17 protein-coding genes are annotated in these 16,056 nt (G+C 59.4%); 13 read left to right on the forward strand and 4 right to left on the reverse strand.

All coding sequences use genetic code 11. The features are described from left to right. Window positions 1-18 precede the first annotated feature (18 nt). On the reverse strand, window positions 19-1,086 hold the full coding sequence (locus tag AC2FJ6_RS01805; RefSeq protein ID WP_496668287.1) for a two-component system sensor histidine kinase NtrB: 1,068 nt from the start codon (window positions 1,084-1,086) through the stop codon (window positions 19-21). Beyond that, window positions 1,083-2,066 (reverse strand): tRNA dihydrouridine synthase DusB, encoded by a 984-nt coding sequence (gene dusB, locus AC2FJ6_RS01810; protein WP_170774329.1) that lies wholly within the window; start codon window positions 2,064-2,066, stop codon window positions 1,083-1,085. Before dusB ends, AC2FJ6_RS01805 begins: the two co-directional genes overlap by 4 nt. Before the next feature lie 183 nt (window positions 2,067-2,249). Between dusB and AC2FJ6_RS01815 the strand changes: the two genes are divergently transcribed. The 6 genes from AC2FJ6_RS01815 to AC2FJ6_RS01840 all read left to right on the forward strand — a co-directional run bounded on the left by AC2FJ6_RS01815 (window position 2,250) and on the right by AC2FJ6_RS01840 (window position 8,217). Then, the gene (locus AC2FJ6_RS01815) at window positions 2,250-3,380 is read left to right on the forward strand and encodes a bifunctional 2-C-methyl-D-erythritol 4-phosphate cytidylyltransferase/2-C-methyl-D-erythritol 2,4-cyclodiphosphate synthase (protein ID WP_170774331.1); all 1,131 of its coding nucleotides are present in this window, start codon (window positions 2,250-2,252) and stop codon (window positions 3,378-3,380) included. Beyond that, window positions 3,377-3,874: a phosphatidylglycerophosphatase A family protein gene (locus AC2FJ6_RS01820; protein ID WP_170774333.1), complete on the forward strand. Its 498-nt coding sequence runs from the start codon at window positions 3,377-3,379 to the stop codon at window positions 3,872-3,874. Before AC2FJ6_RS01815 ends, AC2FJ6_RS01820 begins: the two co-directional genes overlap by 4 nt. After that, a complete protein-coding gene (locus AC2FJ6_RS01825; RefSeq protein ID WP_170774335.1) occupies window positions 3,871-4,353 on the forward strand; it encodes a CinA family protein in 483 nt (160 codons plus the stop codon). The genes AC2FJ6_RS01820 and AC2FJ6_RS01825 overlap by 4 nt, the downstream gene beginning before the upstream one ends. A gap of 145 nt (window positions 4,354-4,498) precedes the next feature. Next, window positions 4,499-5,680: an ammonium transporter gene (locus AC2FJ6_RS01830; protein WP_170774337.1), complete on the forward strand. Its 1,182-nt coding sequence runs from the start codon at window positions 4,499-4,501 to the stop codon at window positions 5,678-5,680. Window positions 5,681-5,809: 129 nt separating this feature from the next. Next, window positions 5,810-6,490, forward strand: a complete 681-nt coding sequence (locus tag AC2FJ6_RS01835) for an orotate phosphoribosyltransferase (protein WP_170774339.1) — start codon at window positions 5,810-5,812, stop codon at window positions 6,488-6,490. A gap of 236 nt (window positions 6,491-6,726) precedes the next feature. After that, window positions 6,727-8,217 carry a replicative DNA helicase gene (locus AC2FJ6_RS01840; RefSeq protein ID WP_170774341.1) on the forward strand — a complete coding sequence of 497 codons (1,491 nt, stop codon included), beginning with the start codon at window positions 6,727-6,729 and terminating at the stop codon, window positions 8,215-8,217. 1 nt (window position 8,218) lies between these two features. Here AC2FJ6_RS01840 and AC2FJ6_RS01845 read toward each other — a convergent pair whose 3' ends face one another. Continuing rightward, the gene (locus AC2FJ6_RS01845; protein ID WP_170774343.1) at window positions 8,219-8,758 is read right to left on the reverse strand and encodes a GNAT family N-acetyltransferase; all 540 of its coding nucleotides are present in this window, start codon (window positions 8,756-8,758) and stop codon (window positions 8,219-8,221) included. Window positions 8,759-8,976: 218 nt separating this feature from the next. Between AC2FJ6_RS01845 and alr the strand changes: the two genes are divergently transcribed. From alr to AC2FJ6_RS01860, 3 genes are read left to right on the forward strand one after another with little or no spacing between them, the layout of a single operon-like run. Then, window positions 8,977-10,011 (forward strand): alanine racemase, encoded by a 1,035-nt coding sequence (gene alr, locus AC2FJ6_RS01850; protein ID WP_170774345.1) that lies wholly within the window; start codon window positions 8,977-8,979, stop codon window positions 10,009-10,011. Continuing rightward, window positions 10,008-10,790: an MlaE family ABC transporter permease gene (locus AC2FJ6_RS01855; RefSeq protein ID WP_170774347.1), complete on the forward strand. Its 783-nt coding sequence runs from the start codon at window positions 10,008-10,010 to the stop codon at window positions 10,788-10,790. Before alr ends, AC2FJ6_RS01855 begins: the two co-directional genes overlap by 4 nt. Further along, window positions 10,787-11,533: an ABC transporter ATP-binding protein gene (locus AC2FJ6_RS01860; protein WP_170774349.1), complete on the forward strand. Its 747-nt coding sequence runs from the start codon at window positions 10,787-10,789 to the stop codon at window positions 11,531-11,533. The genes AC2FJ6_RS01855 and AC2FJ6_RS01860 overlap by 4 nt, the downstream gene beginning before the upstream one ends. Here AC2FJ6_RS01860 and AC2FJ6_RS01865 read toward each other — a convergent pair. Beyond that, complete coding sequence (locus tag AC2FJ6_RS01865; protein WP_170774357.1) at window positions 11,530-11,958, reverse strand: acyl-CoA thioesterase; 429 nt, start codon at window positions 11,956-11,958, stop codon at window positions 11,530-11,532. The genes AC2FJ6_RS01860 and AC2FJ6_RS01865 overlap by 4 nt on opposite strands. Before the next feature lie 100 nt (window positions 11,959-12,058). On the opposite strand from AC2FJ6_RS01865, the gene AC2FJ6_RS01870 reads away from it, so the two are divergent. The 4 genes from AC2FJ6_RS01870 to AC2FJ6_RS01885 all read left to right on the forward strand — a co-directional run bounded on the left by AC2FJ6_RS01870 (window position 12,059) and on the right by AC2FJ6_RS01885 (window position 15,567). Further along, complete coding sequence (locus AC2FJ6_RS01870; protein ID WP_170774358.1) at window positions 12,059-12,505, forward strand: paraquat-inducible protein A; 447 nt, start codon at window positions 12,059-12,061, stop codon at window positions 12,503-12,505. Window positions 12,506-12,658: 153 nt separating this feature from the next. Next, window positions 12,659-13,441 (forward strand): GumC domain-containing protein, encoded by a 783-nt coding sequence (locus AC2FJ6_RS01875; protein WP_170774360.1) that lies wholly within the window; start codon window positions 12,659-12,661, stop codon window positions 13,439-13,441. Between the two features lie 122 nt (window positions 13,442-13,563). Next, window positions 13,564-14,925 (forward strand): DNA repair protein RadA, encoded by a 1,362-nt coding sequence (gene radA / locus AC2FJ6_RS01880; protein ID WP_170782977.1) that lies wholly within the window; start codon window positions 13,564-13,566, stop codon window positions 14,923-14,925. A gap of 42 nt (window positions 14,926-14,967) precedes the next feature. Further along, a complete protein-coding gene (locus AC2FJ6_RS01885) occupies window positions 14,968-15,567 on the forward strand; it encodes a CvpA family protein (protein ID WP_170774362.1) in 600 nt (199 codons plus the stop codon). Window positions 15,568-16,056 lie beyond the last annotated feature (489 nt).

A 16,056-nucleotide genomic window follows, 5' to 3' on the forward strand; every position in this document is an offset into this window, starting at 1 on the left:
GCTCTTGTCGGCTTTGTCCTACGTTGCATCCTTCGGTGCCCGCCTCAGCGAGATACGAAACACCGTGCGGCCCGGCACCGAGTCGGCGGAAATCCAGCCGTCATGGTCCGAGATGATCTTGCTCACCAGCGCCAGCCCGAGGCCGGTGCCGTTTTCCTTGCCCGACACGAAAGGGTCGAAAATATCGCTACGGATTTTCTCGGGCAGGCCCGGACCATCGTCGATGATCTCAACCTGCAGGGGCAACGAATGGCCCGAGCCATCGCTGCGCCGCAGGCGGAAGGAATGTTCGAAATACGTCCGCAGACGAATGGTTCCGCCTTTGGAATCAGCTGCTTCCGAAGCATTCTTCAACAGGTTCAGAATGACTTGTAGAAATTGATCGGGGTCGCCATAGGCCAAAGGCAACGAGGGATCGTAGTCCTCGATAATCTTCATATGCGCGCCGAACCCCAGCAACGCAGAGCGTCGCGCGCGGTCCAGAACGTCGTGGATATTGACAGGTTTGAAGTCGGGCTCCGACAGGTTTCCGAATTGCTCGACCTGTTCCAGCAGCTTTACAATTCGACGGCTCTCGGCAACGATAAGATCTGTTAACTCAAGGTCTTGCTGAGAGATATTCATGCTCAGCAATTGCGCAGCGCCGGTGATGCCGGCCAGCGGGTTCTTGATCTCATGCGCCAACATCTCGGCCATACCAATCGCCGACTGCGCCGCCGATTTAACCGTATTGCCCCGCGTCATCCGTCCCGCCAACTCGCGCGGTGAGATAATCATGATCATCGACCCCGGATGCCCAACCAAAGGGGCAATCTGTAGCGCGCATTGCAGCGGCGCACGATTACCCGATCCCGCATCTACATCATTCACGAACAGGGGTGTTCCCTGTGCCCGCGCCCGATCGAACGCTTCCTCGAGAGGGGCATCAACCGCGATCTGATCCCACACCGGGTGCCCGATCACCGATTTACGCGAGGCGTTCAGGAAGCCCTCTCCGGCTGAATTGACGTCGGATATCCGATCGTCGCCATCAATGATGAAGGCTGGTACCGGAAGCGAAGTCCAAATACTCTGGTCCGAATTCATGCAACCGCCTCCACTTGCGTCCCAAGCGCGTCACCCAGCAGGCGGATCACCTCATCCGTATCGCGAGAAGTCAGAACAGCGCGGCGCAAGGCTGCGGGCGTTCCGGCCTGATCCATGTACCAACCCAGATGCTTGCGCGCGACGCGCAGACCCAGATCGGTACCGTAAAAGCCCAGCATCGCCTGATAATGCGTTCGCACCATCTCGATCAGGTCATCGCCCTGCGGCACCACCGGTGCGGGCGCGCCATAAAGATCGTGGCATACCTGCGCCAGGACCCAGGGCTGACCCTGTGCGCCCCGACCGATCATGACACCATCCGCGCCTGACTGGTCCAACGCGGTTCCCGCTGTTTCCGTATCCACGATATCCCCGTTTGCGATGACGGGGATATCGACCGCCTCTTTCACTGCGCGGATCGCCTGCCAGTCCGCCTGCCCTTTGTAGAACTGACAACGCGTGCGCCCGTGGATCGTCACCATTTGCACGCCTACCTCCTGCGCGCGCCGCGCGACGTCCGGCGCGTTCAGTAACTTGTCGTTCCACCCCAACCGCGTTTTCAGCGTGACCGGAACATCGACTGCAGCGATCACCGCCTCGATCAATGTCAGCGCATGATCCGGCGTTTTCAGCAGCGCCGAGCCGGAATAGCCATTCGTTACCTTTTTGGCGGGACACCCCATGTTGATGTCGATCACCCGCGCGCCCCGATCAGCGACCTGCCGGGCGGCCTCGGCCATCCAATGCGCCTCGCGCCCGGCCAGTTGAACGGCGGTGTTTTCCACGTCGGCCGACAGCTCGGCCCGTTCGCGCACGCCGGGTTTGGCCTGCACCATTTCCTGACTGGCGACCATCTCACTAACCACCATGCCCGCGCCAAAGCGCATCACCAGATCACGGAATGGGCGGTCGGTGATTCCGGCCATCGGGGCCAGCAGAACCGGAGGGGTCAGGTCTTTTTCAGCGAGTTGCAGTGTCAACGTGCTTAATCCTTGGGCAGATGCGACTTAGATATCGAATTGAGCGTATATGAACAACAAATCGGCAACTGAAAAGCCCGCAAAATCATCACATGCTTAATTTTTAGGCGGGTTAACGCGGGTGATTGCCTCTGCATTCACCGCACCCTAAACATTGCCCTGAATTTGCCGGAGACACTCCTTATGACCACCGCCGCCATTATCGTTGCCGCAGGACGCGGCCTGCGCGCCGGAGGGGGTATCCCGAAACAATGGCGGCCTCTAGCCGGACGCCGCGTCGCGGACTGGACGATCGAGCGGTTTCGTGAGCAAGTCGATCATATTGCGCTAGTTCTATCACCTGATGACCAAGACGCGTGGGCAGAGCTCGCCGAGTCGGGCCTGATTCTGACCGCAGGCGGGGCGGATCGCGCGGGATCGGTGCGCAATGGGCTGGCCGTCCTGAGCGGTCTGGATGTGACCCGCGTTCTGATCCATGACGTCGCCCGCCCTTGTGTCAGCACGCAGATTATTCGCAACGTGTTGCAAGCGTTGGAAACTCGCCCTGCAGCAGCCCCCGGATTGGCGATGACAGACGCGCTCTGGACCGGAGATGGCGCAACCGCCACCGGCACACAAGACCGCAGCGGCCTGTTCGCCGCGCAGACGCCGCAGGGCTTTCACTATGACGCTATCGTCGCGGCCCATGCTGCGTATTCCGGCAGTGCCGCAGATGATGTCGAGGTTGCTCGGGCCGCAGGTTTGGACGTGGCCATCGTGCCTGGCGATGCGGACAATATCAAAATCACACGGCCCGAGGATTTTGCCCGGGCGGAACGCATATTGGGAACGAAAATGGATGTAAGGCTGGGCAACGGGTATGACGTGCATCGCTTTGGCGACGGGGATCATGTAATCCTCTGCGGCGTGAAGGTGCCGCATGATCGCGGGCTGCAGGGGCATTCGGACGCTGATGTGGGAATGCATGCCGTAACCGATGCGATCTATGGCGCGCTGGCGCAGGGCGATATCGGCCAACAATTCCCGCCCTCGGACCCACAATGGAAAGGGGCCGCCAGCGAGATTTTCCTGCGCCATGCGGTCGAACTGGCCGCGACGATGGGATACGCGATCTCGAATATCGATTGCACACTGGTCTGCGAATACCCCAAGATCGGCCCCCATGCCCAGGCGATGCGGATCGAGATGGCTCGGATTATGGGGCTGCGGACCGATCAGATCTCAGTCAAGGCGACCACATCAGAGCGGCTGGGCTTCACTGGCCGCAGCGAAGGTATTGCTTCACTGGCTACAGCCTGTCTGGTGAAATCATGAACGCGGCACAATTGATCGGAACCGTCTGTGGCGTGGGTTATCTACGCCCTGCGCCCGGTACATGGGGATCGCTCGCCGCCCTGCCCTTGGCGTGGGTCTTGCATACACTGGGCGGCTTTCCCCTGCTGGTGATCGCCACGCTTGCGGTGTTCTTCGGCGGCCTCTGGGCCACCCGCGTGATGACTGCAGGGCAAGACGACCACGACCCGTCCGAGATCGTCATAGATGAGGTCGCAGGCCAGTTCATCGCGCTCTGGGCGATTTCCTACCCCTCGTGGGCGCATGGTATTGATATAACCGCCCTCTGGCCCGGCTGGGTTGCAGGGTTCGTGCTGTTCCGGCTGTTCGACATCACCAAACCCGGCCCGGTGGGTTGGGCGGATCGCAAGGGAGATGCGATGGGCGTGATGCTGGACGATGTGATCGCCGGGGTGTTTGCCGCCATCGGCGTGCTGATCCTGGCCGGGATCGCGCACGGGGTGTTGGGACTTTGATCGTCGCCGCGTTACTGGACCGCGCCAAGGCGCAAGGTGTGATGATTGCCACTGCTGAAAGCTGCACTGGTGGCATGGTAGCGTCTGCTCTGACTGATATCCCCGGCAGCTCGGCCGTAGTGGACCGCGGCTTTGTCACCTACACCAACGCCGCCAAACAACAGATGCTGGGCGTGCAGGCCGCGACGCTGGATGCTTACGGCGCGGTCTCGGAAGAGGTCGCACGCGAAATGGCCGAAGGCGCGCTGCATCATTCACAGGCACAACTTGCCGTGTCGATCACAGGCATTGCAGGCCCCGGCGGGTCCGAGTTCAAACCCGAGGGCCGTGTCTGCTTCGGCCTTGCCGCCGATGGTTTGCACACACGGTCTGAGACAGTTGAATTTGGTCCGTTGGGTCGGGAAAACGTCCGGCGCGCGGCTCGAGATCACGCGCTGGGCCTGCTTTCTCAGGCGCTTTCTAGTATTGCTCAAAAATAGGGCATGTTGCTCTGATCGCCGCCTATTTAATCACCTTTTCACAAAAAGCCCCGAAAACAGGCTGCATTTTGTGATGTTGCCTCTTTTTTCCTCGTCCCTGATCCGCTTCAAGCCGCGCCACGCAAGTTGAAGAGGAGACCGGCCGATGAATGGAGCCGATACAGCCTGGATCATTGTGGCAACCGCCTTGGTCCTGTTCATGACATTGCCGGGCCTCGCCCTGTTCTATGGCGGCCTCGTGCGCGCCCGCAACGTGCTGAGCGTGTTCATGCACTGTTTCTCGATCGCTTGTTTGATGAGCATCCTGTGGCTGGTCGCAGGCTATTCCATCGCGTTCGGCGATGGCGGATCAGGCTTGTGGGGCGGTCTGGGCAAGGCGTTTCTGAACGGTGTCGATGCAGACAGCCTATCGGGCACGCTGCCCGAGGTTCTCTTCTTCGCATTCCAGATGACCTTTGCCATCATCACCCCTGCCCTGATCGTCGGCGCTTATGTCGAGCGCGTGGGCTTTGGCTTTGTGCTGACCTTCTCGGGCCTGTGGATGTTGCTGTGCTATGCGCCGGTGGTGCATTGGATCTGGGGTGGTGGCATTCTGACAGATGGCGGCATTTTGGGCGAGGTCGGCGTGCGTGACTTTGCAGGCGGAATCGTGGTGCATGAAACCGCCGGTCTGGCCGCGCTGATTATCGCCGTGGTTCTGGGCCCGCGCCGCAACCGCACGACGCCCCCACACAATCCGGGCTTTGTCATGATCGGTGCCGCGATGCTGTGGGTTGGCTGGTTCGGCTTCAATGGCGGTTCGCAACTGGCCGCTGACGGCGGTGCTGCGATGGCGATGACCGTGACGCATATCTCGGCCGCGACTGCCTCCCTGACTTGGGCGCTGTATGAGCGGATTAAGTACGGCAAGGCCTCGATGGTCGGTCTAGTGACAGGTACGATCGCCGGCTTGGCCTCGATCACACCCGCCTCGGGCTATGTGGATCCGGTTCAGGCGCTGATCATCGGTGCCGTGGCCGGTGTGTTGTGTCAGGAAGCCGTCAATGTCATCCGCAACGTTCTGAAAATCGACGATACGCTGGATGTATTCGCCGTGCATGGCGTCGGCGGCATCTTTGGCACGCTTATGATCGCCGTCTTTGGCCTGGGCGCCTGGACTGCACAGTTGGGTGGCCTGGTCATTGTAGGTGTGTTCACAGTCGTTGTGACCTTTGTACTGATCAAACTGGTCGCGCTGATCACTCCGCTGCGGGTGGATGCAGAGACCGAGACCAATGGCCTCGATCTGTCGGTGCATGGTGAGCGCGCTTACGACATGACAAGCTGATCGCGCGTCAATCTGAATGTGCATAGCGGGCCCCTTGCGGGTCCGCTTTTCTTTTGTCCGCCCCCTCGACTCTGTGCCCTGCGGCGGGCTATCAGCCCGCAACGTGTTATCAGCCCAGAGGTTTGCATCATGATCCCCAGCTCGTACCCCGACAGCACCGAAATCGCCCGCCTGACCGCGCGCATGCTGCTGGAGATCAAAGCCGTCCACTTCAACGCGCGCGAGCCGTTCACACTGGCCTCTGGCCTGCCCAGCCCGACCTATATCGACTGCCGCAAGCTGATCTCATACCCCCGCATCCGCTCGACCCTGATGGACTTCCTGACCGTCACCGTGATGCGCGAAGCTGGGTTCGAGGCGTTCGACAACATCGCAGGTGGTGAAACCGCAGGTATCCCCTTTGCCGCCATGGTCGCCGAGCGGATGGCCCTGCCGATGACCTATGTGCGCAAAAAGCCCAAGGGCTATGGCCGCAATGCCCGGATCGAGGGTGCAATGTCCGAGGGTGAGCGCGTTCTGCTGGTCGAAGATCTGACCACCGACGGCGGATCAAAGCTGTCCTTCGTGGATGCGATCCGCGACACCGGGGCGACCTGCGGCCACACGGCGGTGATCTTTTACTACGGCATCTTCCCCGAGACCGAGAAAACCCTGGGCGATCACGGTGTGAAACTGCATCACCTGTGCACTTGGTGGGATGTTTTGGCCGAAGCAAAAGCGCAGAAAGCCTTTGATGCAGAGACACTTGACGGTGTCGAAGCCTTCCTGAACGACCCGCGTGGATGGCAGGAAGCGAACAAACCCTCCTAAAGTGCCTGTGCATAAGCTGGGGGTAACTTGGCAAAGAATCGCCCCCTCAGCGCTCGCATCTAGTGCTGCCGCGATGAAGCTGCACTAAATGTTGCGCCGCGCGGTGTTCTTTGGCAAAGTTGTCCAAACTTATCCCAAGCTGAAGTCGAGTTATTCGCGACTTATCTTCAGAGATTTACAGATGGCCCAACGGGTGCCGGATTGATTAGAACTGTCGCACGGGCAGCGGGGACAAAATGAACGAGATAAGCAGTATCGAGCAGGCGGCGGCGCAGATTCAGAACGCCGAAACCATGCCGCATTCCATCGAGGCCGAGCAGCAGCTTTTGGGCGCGATTCTGACCAATAACGATCTTTATGATCGCGTCGCCTCGATCATTGGGGCCGAGCATTTCTATGACCCGGTCCATGCCCGCATCTACGAGGTGGCGGCCAATCGCATCGCCAAGAATGCTTTGGCCTCGCCCGTGACGCTGAAATCCTTCATGGCCGAGGATGAGGGCCTCAAGGAACTGGGTGGCCCCGCCTATCTGGTCAAACTGGCGGGTGCGTCGATCAGTGCCTTTGCGGTGCATGACTATGCCCAGATGATCTATGACCTCGCCATCCGGCGCGAGTTGATCCGGCTGGGCCGCGATATCTCGGACAAGGCGGCGCGGGTGGATGTCAGCAGCGAGCCCAAGGAACAGATCGTCGAGGCCGAGCAACAGCTTTATCAGTTATCCGAGCAGGGCCAGACCGAACAGGGATTTCAATCCTTCCTCAAGGCGGTCACAGAAGCCGTCAACGTCACCAACGAAGCGTATCAGCGCGGTGGTGGCATGGCAGGGATTTCCACCGGTCTGGCCGACTTGGACAAACAGCTTGGGGGCCTGCACCCGTCCGACCTGATTATTCTGGCCGGTCGTCCGTCGATGGGGAAAACCTCATTGGCGACCAACGTCGCGTTCAACGTGGCCAAAGCCTACAAACGCGGCACCAAGCCAGATGGGTCTGAGGGTGCGATTGACGGCGGAGTGGTCGGTTTCTTCTCGCTGGAGATGAGCGCCGAGCAGTTGGCAGGCCGGGTTCTGGCCGAAGCCTCGGAAATCTCCTCGCACAAGATCCGTCAGGGCGACATGACCGAAGCCGAGTTCCGCCGCTTTGTAGACGCGGCGAAAGAGTTGGAAGCCTGCCCACTGTTCATCGACGACACCCCGGCTTTGCCGATCTCGCAACTTGCCGCCCGCGCGCGGCGGTTGAAGCGGACGCACGGTTTGGACCTGCTGGTCATCGACTATTTGCAGCTGTGTCGCGGCATGGCCGACAATCGCGTCAACGAGATTGCCGAGATTTCGATGGGCATGAAGGCCATCGCCAAAGAACTGAACATCCCGGTCATCGCCCTCTCCCAGCTGTCGCGCCAGGTGGAAAACCGCGACGACAAGCGTCCGCAACTGTCAGACCTGCGGGAATCGGGCTCGATCGAACAGGATGCCGACGTGGTGATGTTCGTGTTCCGCGAGGAATACTACAAAGAGCGCGAAAAGCCCGGCGATCATGAGCTGGAAAAGATGGAAGAGTGGAAACAGGCCATGGACCGCCTGCATGGCAAGGCCGAGGTCATCGTCGGCAAGCAGCGCCACGGCCCCATCGGCACGGTTGAACTCTCGTTCGAGGCGCAGTTCACCCGCTTTGGCAATCTGGTCAAACCTTGGCAGCAGGACGGCCAGATCGAGGGCTACTGACCTACCACATCTCTGGCACATCGAAGGCAGACACGCAGCGTGACGAGCCTGCCAGCGGCGTCAAGTCCGATTTGGTCAGCGATTGCCCCTGCCATCCATGTGGCATGCTCAGCGCGTGGGGTGGGCTGGCGAACTCTATCGTCATTGGCTGAAATCCCGCTTTGCTATAGTAAGCGGGATCGCCATAGGTAACGACAACATCCAAACCCGCCTGACGCATCTGGTCCAGACCATAAGCAATCAGTTTTCTCCCAATCCCCTGCCCCTGATAGTCAGTACGAACCGCGACCGGAGACATCAGAACCACGTCGCGCGGATCATCTTCGTAAAAAAGCCGAGAAAAAAAGATACAACCCTTCAGATCACCAACCTCGCCAGCAGTGACGCAGAACAGGTCTTCGGGGGGCGTGGTGTCCATTAGGGCTTGCGTCAGCGCAAAAAGCGCATCGCCTTCCGCTTCGCCCTCGGACGCTGCGAACACATCGCGGTAGAATTCAGGAATTGCGGCCTCTTGCCCGGTAAGCCCCGAAGATAGCTTCATAATTTCACCCTTGCCCGCTGCATAACACCGTTTAGCATGATTCCTCGCCTAACCCTGCGACTGCCGTTCGGCAATTTCAATGGGATTGAGATTTTTTGCGATTTCCTGCGCGCTTTTCCCTGATCCGCGGCCAATCCCTGTCCACCTTCCTGTCAAACCGGGCAATAAACGGTGCGTACCCCCTTGACCTGCCGCGATCCAATGTCATGAACAGTGCCATGAGTACCGCACGTTTGACTATCAACCTTCTTGCGCTGGCCAATAACTGGCGCGCCTTGGATGCCAAGACGAATGCCGAGACCGCTGCGGTGGTCAAGGCCGATGCCTATGGGCTTGGGGCTGGCCCCGTTTCCGATGCGCTGGCCGAAGAAGGCGTGCGCACCTTTTTTGTTGCCGCTGCGGAAGAAGGTGCCGAGGTCCGTGCCGCCGTAGGCGCCAGTCCGATGATCGGCGTGTTCTCAGGCCATATGGAGGGCGATGCAGATCTGTTGCAGGCCCATGACCTGACGCCGATGCTGAACTCACCCGAACAGGTCCAGCGCCACGAACAAAGTCTGCCCGGCCACGCCTTCGGCATACAGCTCGACACGGGCATGAACCGTCTGGGTCTGGAACGCTCAGATTGGGCTGAACTGCGCGAACGGATCGAGGCACAAAACCCTGCGCTGATCATGTCGCATCTGGCCTGCGCCGATGAGCCCGACCACCCAATGAACACCTATCAACTGCGCAATTTCCGCGATATGACCGAGGGTGTCACTGCACGACGCTCCTTGGCAGCAACCGGTGGGATATTGTTGGGACCCGAATATCACTTTGACCTCTGCCGCGCTGGCGTCGGCCTTTACGGCGGCATGCCCTTTGCTGCGGCGAAACCCGTGGTGACAGCGGACCTGCCCGTCATTCAGGTCCGTGAACTGGCCGAAGGTGAGACGGTCGGCTACGGCAACAGCTGGACCGCGCGTCGTCCGTCCCGCATCGCCACCGTCGCGGCTGGATATGCCGACGGGCTGCATCGCGCGATTGGGGGCGGCATCGACGCCTTTGCAGGCGGTCAGCCCTGCCCGGTTGTTGGGCGCATTTCGATGGACCTGATCACCGTGGATGTCACCGACCTGCCCGAAGACCCTGAACGCCTGCGCATCCTGAACGGCCACCAGACCGTGGATGATCTGGCCGAGGCCGCAGGCACCATCGGCTATGAAATCCTCACATCGCTGGGCGCGCGCTATTCCCGAGGCTACGTGGAATGAACCCTTTGTATATGCTGGGCGGGCTGGGTCGCGTCGTCCTGTCCCTGTTTGCGAACTTCGGCAAAGTGTCGCTTTTCACGGTCGATGCGATCTCGCACATTTTCCGCCCGCCTTATTACCCGCGCGAATTTGTCGTGGCGCTGATGAATATCGGCTGGCTGTCGCTGCCGGTCGTCGGTCTGACTGCCATCTTCACCGGCGGCGCCCTGGCGCTGCAGATCTACGCCGGTGGCGCCCGTTTCAACGCCGAGGCCGTGGTGCCGCAAATCGTCGCCATCGGCATGGTGCGCGAACTGGGCCCGGTGTTGGGCGGGTTGATGATTGCCGCGCGCGTCACCTCGTCTATCGCGGCGGAAATCGCGACAATGAAAGTGACCGAGCAGATCGACGCGCTGGTCACGCTGTCCACCCATCCAATGAAATACCTAACCGCTCCACGCGTATTGGCTGCAATCATCACCGTGCCCGCTCTGGTGGCCGTGGGCGACGTGATCGGCATCGCCGGCGGCTATGTGGTCGCAACGCAAAGCCTTGGCTTCAACGCCGCCGTCTACCTGCAAAACACGGTCAATTTTCTTGAGCTGATCGACGTGATCTCGTCCCTAACCAAAGGGGCCGCCTTCGGCCTGATCACCGCCGTGATGGGCTGCTACTACGGCATGAACTCGGGCCGGGGCGCACAGGGCGTCGGGCGTGCCACCAAGTCTTCGGTCGAGGCTGCAGCCATTATGATCCTGGCCGCCAACTTCATTCTGACAGGGGTGTTCTTTTCGGTATGATACGGCTTGAGAATGTACACAAGGCCTTTGGCGACAACCGCGTGCTGCAGGGCATGAACCTTGAGATCCCCCAGGGCACCTCAATGGTGATCATCGGCGGCTCGGGCACCGGTAAGTCCGTGGCGCTGAAGTGTATTCTGGGTCTGATCAAACCCGACAGTGGCATGATCTACGTGGACGGCAAAGACGCCACCAAGGGCGACCGCGACGCGTTTCTGGCCCGCTTCGGGATGCTGTTTCAAGGCGCGGCGCTGTTTGACTCGCTGCCTGTCTGGCAAAACGTCGCCTTCCGCCTGCTGCGCGGCCCGCTGAAACGCCCGCCAGAATACGCCCGCGAGATCGCCATCGAGAAACTGCGCCGCGTGGGTCTGAAATCCGACGTGGCCGACCGCTTTCCGTCTGAGCTGTCGGGTGGGATGCAAAAACGCGTGGGCCTCGCCCGTGCCATCGCCGCCGAGCCCGAGATCATTTTCTTTGACGAACCTACCACGGGCTTGGACCCAATCATGTCGGGCGTCATCAACGACCTGATCCGCGAAATCGTGACCGAGATGGGCGCCACCGCCATGACCATCACCCACGACATGAGTTCCGTCCGCGCGATTGCCGACAACGTCGCCATGCTGCACGGGGGGGTGATTCAGTGGACCGGCCCTGTCAGCCAGATGGACGCATCCGGTGATCCTTATGTGGAGCAGTTCATCAGCGGCAGTGCCGAGGGGCCGATTGAGGCGGTGCGTTAATCTTCGTTCTTTGCCATCCAATATGCCGAACGCTCGACAATTTCCTGCGGAATGACTTCGGCGCGCCTAGTCTGCAAATTGAGCAAAACGCATTTGAAAACGGTCGTAAATGCAGGTTCTCCATCAGCAACGCGAACTAGTTTGTGGCTGAAAGTCATAGATTTCGTTCCAACCTCTAGAATCTCGCTTTCCATCTGGATGGCTTCGCCAGCACTCAATTCCGCAAGAAAATTGCTGTCTGCATGGACCACCGCAAAGGACAGCTTTCGTCCCGACCGCATGTCGTCGGCCGTAAGCCCCAACTCAGCCTGCAGCGCAAAAACGGAATCCGAACAGGCTGCAAAATACTTGGACACATTCATGTGCCCAAGAAAATCACAGTCCGATGGGTCGACAATTGACTTGTAGGCCACAAAACCCGACATCGTTCCTCCCTTCAAAAAATAACTCTGTGGTGAGCGCTGATTTCGGTTAAGCATAGCAGAACATCGCAGCGAATTTTTAATCTCGCCAAGACACCCAGTCATGCCCCTCCGCCTCGCCACCCTCTCGCTCCTAATCCTCTACCCCATCGCATGGTTTGCCCCTCTGATGCGCGCAGGCCTGCTACCCATCTTCGGCCTTAGCGAAATCAGTGTCATCACCGGGCTGCAGTCGCTCTGGAAATCCGACATCTTCCTCGCGCTGGTCGTCACCGTCTTCGCCCTCTTCGCGCCCTACATCAAAACCATCGGCACAGCCCTGATCCAATGGAACCTGTTAGACCCGCGCGTCCAGCCCGCGCTCAACGTCCTTGGCAAGCTGGCCATGGCCGATGTTTTCCTGATCGCGCTCTACATCACACTGGCCAAGGGCATCTCTTACGCCACCATCGAAACCGCCTGGGGTCTTTACCTGTTTACAGGCTGTATTCTGGCCTCGCTGGCGTTGGGACATATTACAGAGATGACATCCACCTCACGAAAAGCTTAAAGCCAATTGATTGAAAACACTTACCCAAGTATCATCTTAATATTTCGAGCAGCAAATTGTAGTTTTCGGGTCCGTAGCGGATCACTCTGTATGCGTTAAGTCTACTCCGCTTCGGCTCCGGTGTGTTCCGGTTCTAGAAGGAGATGGACAACCATGGCCGCCCTCCACAACATAACATTGCAATTTCAGAATGCCTTTTTAAGACTGACTTTTTTCCTCATCTGCATGGCTGCGCTTGCGGCCGTGGCAACCACCGCATTATCCGCGCTCGGGGTCCTACCCTGGCTGTCCATGCAAGCTGGTTTCGGCACCGCGCCGACCGCAGATGCGGGCATGTTCATACAGATCGGATTGACCGCACTGATTCTCATGCTGGCCTTCTACCTGCCCGCAAATAGCCGGATGATGGCGCTTGAAAATGCGCATCGCAAGTTTGCGATGAACATGCAGGACATAACTTACGCTTACCAACTGGCTCATGCCGCGGATCGGGGTGACACATTCATGATGTCGTCCGAGTTCGATGCCGTCAAAGAACGTATCGCCTTTTTGCGCCAACATCCCGACCTGCAAGCGCTGGAGCCCGAAATTCTGGAACTCGCCGCTCAGATGAGTCAGATCAGCCATGAATTGGCCGTCACCTACAGTGATGAACGCGTGGCCCGAGCGCGCACCTTCCTGCAACAGCGTCAGGAAGAGATCGAACAATTCCAGCAGCGCATCGGTGACGCTCAAACCATCCAGCAAGAACTGCGGCAATGGACCCGCGATGTCGAAATCGAAGAATCCATCGCCAAATCGCAACTGGCACGCCTGCGGGACGAGTTGTTCGACCTGCTGCCCGAACTTTCGACCCAGCTTCAGGCCCCGGTCGAGGATCGCAAAACGGCGACATCCAGCGTCATCGCCATGTCGCCTTCGCGCGCCGCAGAGTAGGCGCCCTTGGGCGCCCGCCGCGGACGATGGCCCGCAGGGCTTGAGGACGTGGCGCGCCACCGGCGGTAATGAAAGCCCGCAAGGGCTTGAAGAACCGCCCCACCTCGGGCACCAAGGGCCGCATGGCAAAGACGACTTTTTCATGCTCGGCCTGTGGCGCCACGCATTCCCGCTGGTCCGGCCGCTGTGACGGCTGCGGCGAGTGGAACACGATTGTACAAGAAGCCCCCCTTTCGGCTGGCCCGGCCAAGAAATCCCTCGGCGGCAAGCGGGGCCAGACCATCGCACTCACGGACTTGTCGACCGAGGAAACCCCTCCGCCTCGCACATTGTGTGGGGTCGAGGAACTGGATCGCGTACTGGGCGGTGGCCTTGTCCCCGCCTCGGCCCTGCTGGTGGGCGGAGATCCAGGCATCGGAAAATCCACCCTCTTGCTGCAAGCCGCCGCACGGTTTGCTCGTGCTGGCGTCAAAACCATCTATGTCTCGGGCGAGGAAGCCAGCGCCCAGGTACGGATGCGCGCCCGCCGTCTGGGGCTGGAGGACGCGCCGGTGCAACTGGCGGCAGAAACAAACCTGCGCAACATCCTTACCACGCTTGAGGCCGAAAAACCCGGCCTTGCCATTATCGACTCGATTCAGACCATGTGGGCCGACAATGTGGACAGCGCCCCCGGCTCGGTGTCACAAGTTCGGGCCGCTGCGCATGAATTGACCACGTTTGCGAAACGATACGGCATTTCGATCATCATGGTCGGCCATGTCACCAAAGAGGGCCAAATCGCGGGCCCCCGCGTCGTGGAGCACATGGTCGACACGGTGCTGTATTTTGAAGGCGAACGCGGACATCAATTCCGTATTCTACGCGCAGTTAAGAACCGTTTTGGCCCCGCCGACGAGATTGGCGTATTCGAGATGACGGGTAAGGGATTGGCACAAGTCACCAACCCCTCGGCCCTGTTCCTGTCCGAACGCGGCACGCCCAGTCCCGGCTCGGCCGTGTTTGCTGGGATCGAAGGCACCCGCCCGGTTCTTGTTGAGTTACAAGCACTTGTCGCCCCCTCTCCCCACTCACAACCGCGCCGCACCGTTGTAGGATGGGATAGCGGGCGACTGGCCATGATCCTGGCGGTGCTCGAAGCGCGCTGTGGCGTGCCGTTCACCGGTTTGGACGTCTACCTGAACGTCGCCGGAGGCCTGAAGGTCAGCGAGCCCGCAGCCGACCTTGCGGTGGCAGCAGCCCTGCTCAGTGCGCGCGAGGATACCGCCCTGCCTGCAGATACTGTCGTATTCGGAGAAATCTCTCTTTCCGGGGCTCTGAGACCCGCTGCCCAAACCGAAAACAGGTTGAAAGAAGCCCAGAAACTTGGTTTCACATCAGCTATAGCTCCGGCAGGTGGCAAAACCGGCACTGTGGCAGGTCTGACACTCACCCGACCCTCTGATTTAGTAGGGTTTGTTGGCGAAACCTTCGGAGCAGGTTAAGGTAAAGCCTTGAGAGGCTGAAAAAAACTACAGGCGAGGGCCATGGAAGGTTTTACAATTATTGACGGGGTGGTTGCCCTGATCATCGTGGTGTCGGGTCTTCTGGCCTATTCCCGCGGTTTATTGCGCGAGATTTTGGCAATTGCAGGTTGGGTCGCGGCCGCTGTTTTGGCCTTTATTTTCGCCCCCCAAGCGGTTCCGCTGGTCAAAGAAGTTCCGGTGGTCGGAGATTTCCTGCGCGACAGTTGCGAATTGTCCGTAATCACTGGTTTTGCAGCGGTCTTTGCGGTGGCTCTGATCGTGGTCAGCATCTTTACCCCGCTATTTTCATCGCTGGTGCAACGCTCAGCCCTTGGTGGTTTGGATCAGGCACTTGGCTTCTTCTTCGGGATTGCGCGTGGCATCCTGCTGGTCGCCATTGCCTTCTTTGTCTACGACACCGTCATGACCGGTCAGTCCTATACGATCGTCGATGAAAGCCGCTCGGCCAAAGTGTTCGAACAATTCAGCGACCAGATCGAAGAACAAAACCCGGAAGAGGCGCTTGGCTGGATCACACAGCAATATGAAGAGCTTGTCGCCAGCTGCTCGACCGAGCCCGCCGCGACCGAAGAGCTGACCGAACCGGCAGCAACTGAATAACCCCGAAAGCCCGGCCTTCGCCGGGCTTTTCTTTTACCGGTCAGGTAAAGCCCTCGCCTGCGCAGACGGTGCAGCGGATGTTCTTCAAGCCGAAGCAGCCATCACAGTGGCTGGTTATAGGTTTTCCAAACACATCGCGGCTTTTGACCACTTCGCCTGCGCCATTGCAGATCTGACAGGGCGCGCGCCCCATGCCACGGCATCGGTGACACCGGCGTTTTGCGGGTGTTTCTTTCTTTTGACCCTGTTTGTGTTGCCACATGGCTCAATTCATCCCGGCGAAAAAAATGATAGTCTCTATCCGGTCATGACAGCACACCCTGCCCTGCCTGTCACTTGAACAGGCGTCGTTGCAGCAAATTTCGCCTGCATCAGATGTGAATTGTGATCCTTTGATGACACAGGCATCGTTACGCAGTATGTGAGGGCCGAACTGAGATGGAATCGGAGCCACCGATCTTGCTGTACCCGTTTTCTTTCGCACCAGCC

This window comes from Ruegeria sp. CDSA089 (assembly GCF_059612205.1).

Bases quoted from the DNA above. Each gene is read 5' to 3' on its own strand.
- AC2FJ6_RS01805 (WP_496668287.1), bottom strand. From the start codon at position 1,086: ATGAATTCGGACCAGAGTATTTGGACTTCGCTTCCGGTACCAGCCTTC.
- AC2FJ6_RS01815 (WP_170774331.1), top strand. From the start codon at position 2,250: ATGACCACCGCCGCCATTATCGTTGCCGCAGGACGCGGCCTGCGCGCC.
- AC2FJ6_RS01820 (WP_170774333.1), top strand. From the start codon at position 3,377: ATGAACGCGGCACAATTGATCGGAACCGTCTGTGGCGTGGGTTATCTA.
- AC2FJ6_RS01830 (WP_170774337.1), top strand. From the start codon at position 4,499: ATGAATGGAGCCGATACAGCCTGGATCATTGTGGCAACCGCCTTGGTC.
- AC2FJ6_RS01835 (WP_170774339.1), top strand. From the start codon at position 5,810: ATGATCCCCAGCTCGTACCCCGACAGCACCGAAATCGCCCGCCTGACC.
- AC2FJ6_RS01840 (WP_170774341.1), top strand. From the start codon at position 6,727: ATGAACGAGATAAGCAGTATCGAGCAGGCGGCGGCGCAGATTCAGAAC.
- AC2FJ6_RS01845 (WP_170774343.1), bottom strand. From the start codon at position 8,758: ATGAAGCTATCTTCGGGGCTTACCGGGCAAGAGGCCGCAATTCCTGAA.
- alr (WP_170774345.1), top strand. From the start codon at position 8,977: ATGAGTACCGCACGTTTGACTATCAACCTTCTTGCGCTGGCCAATAAC.
- AC2FJ6_RS01855 (WP_170774347.1), top strand. From the start codon at position 10,008: ATGAACCCTTTGTATATGCTGGGCGGGCTGGGTCGCGTCGTCCTGTCC.
- AC2FJ6_RS01860 (WP_170774349.1), top strand. From the start codon at position 10,787: ATGATACGGCTTGAGAATGTACACAAGGCCTTTGGCGACAACCGCGTG.
- AC2FJ6_RS01865 (WP_170774357.1), bottom strand. From the start codon at position 11,958: ATGTCGGGTTTTGTGGCCTACAAGTCAATTGTCGACCCATCGGACTGT.
- AC2FJ6_RS01870 (WP_170774358.1), top strand. From the start codon at position 12,059: ATGCCCCTCCGCCTCGCCACCCTCTCGCTCCTAATCCTCTACCCCATC.
- AC2FJ6_RS01875 (WP_170774360.1), top strand. From the start codon at position 12,659: ATGGCCGCCCTCCACAACATAACATTGCAATTTCAGAATGCCTTTTTA.
- radA (WP_170782977.1), top strand. From the start codon at position 13,564: ATGGCAAAGACGACTTTTTCATGCTCGGCCTGTGGCGCCACGCATTCC.
- AC2FJ6_RS01885 (WP_170774362.1), top strand. From the start codon at position 14,968: ATGGAAGGTTTTACAATTATTGACGGGGTGGTTGCCCTGATCATCGTG.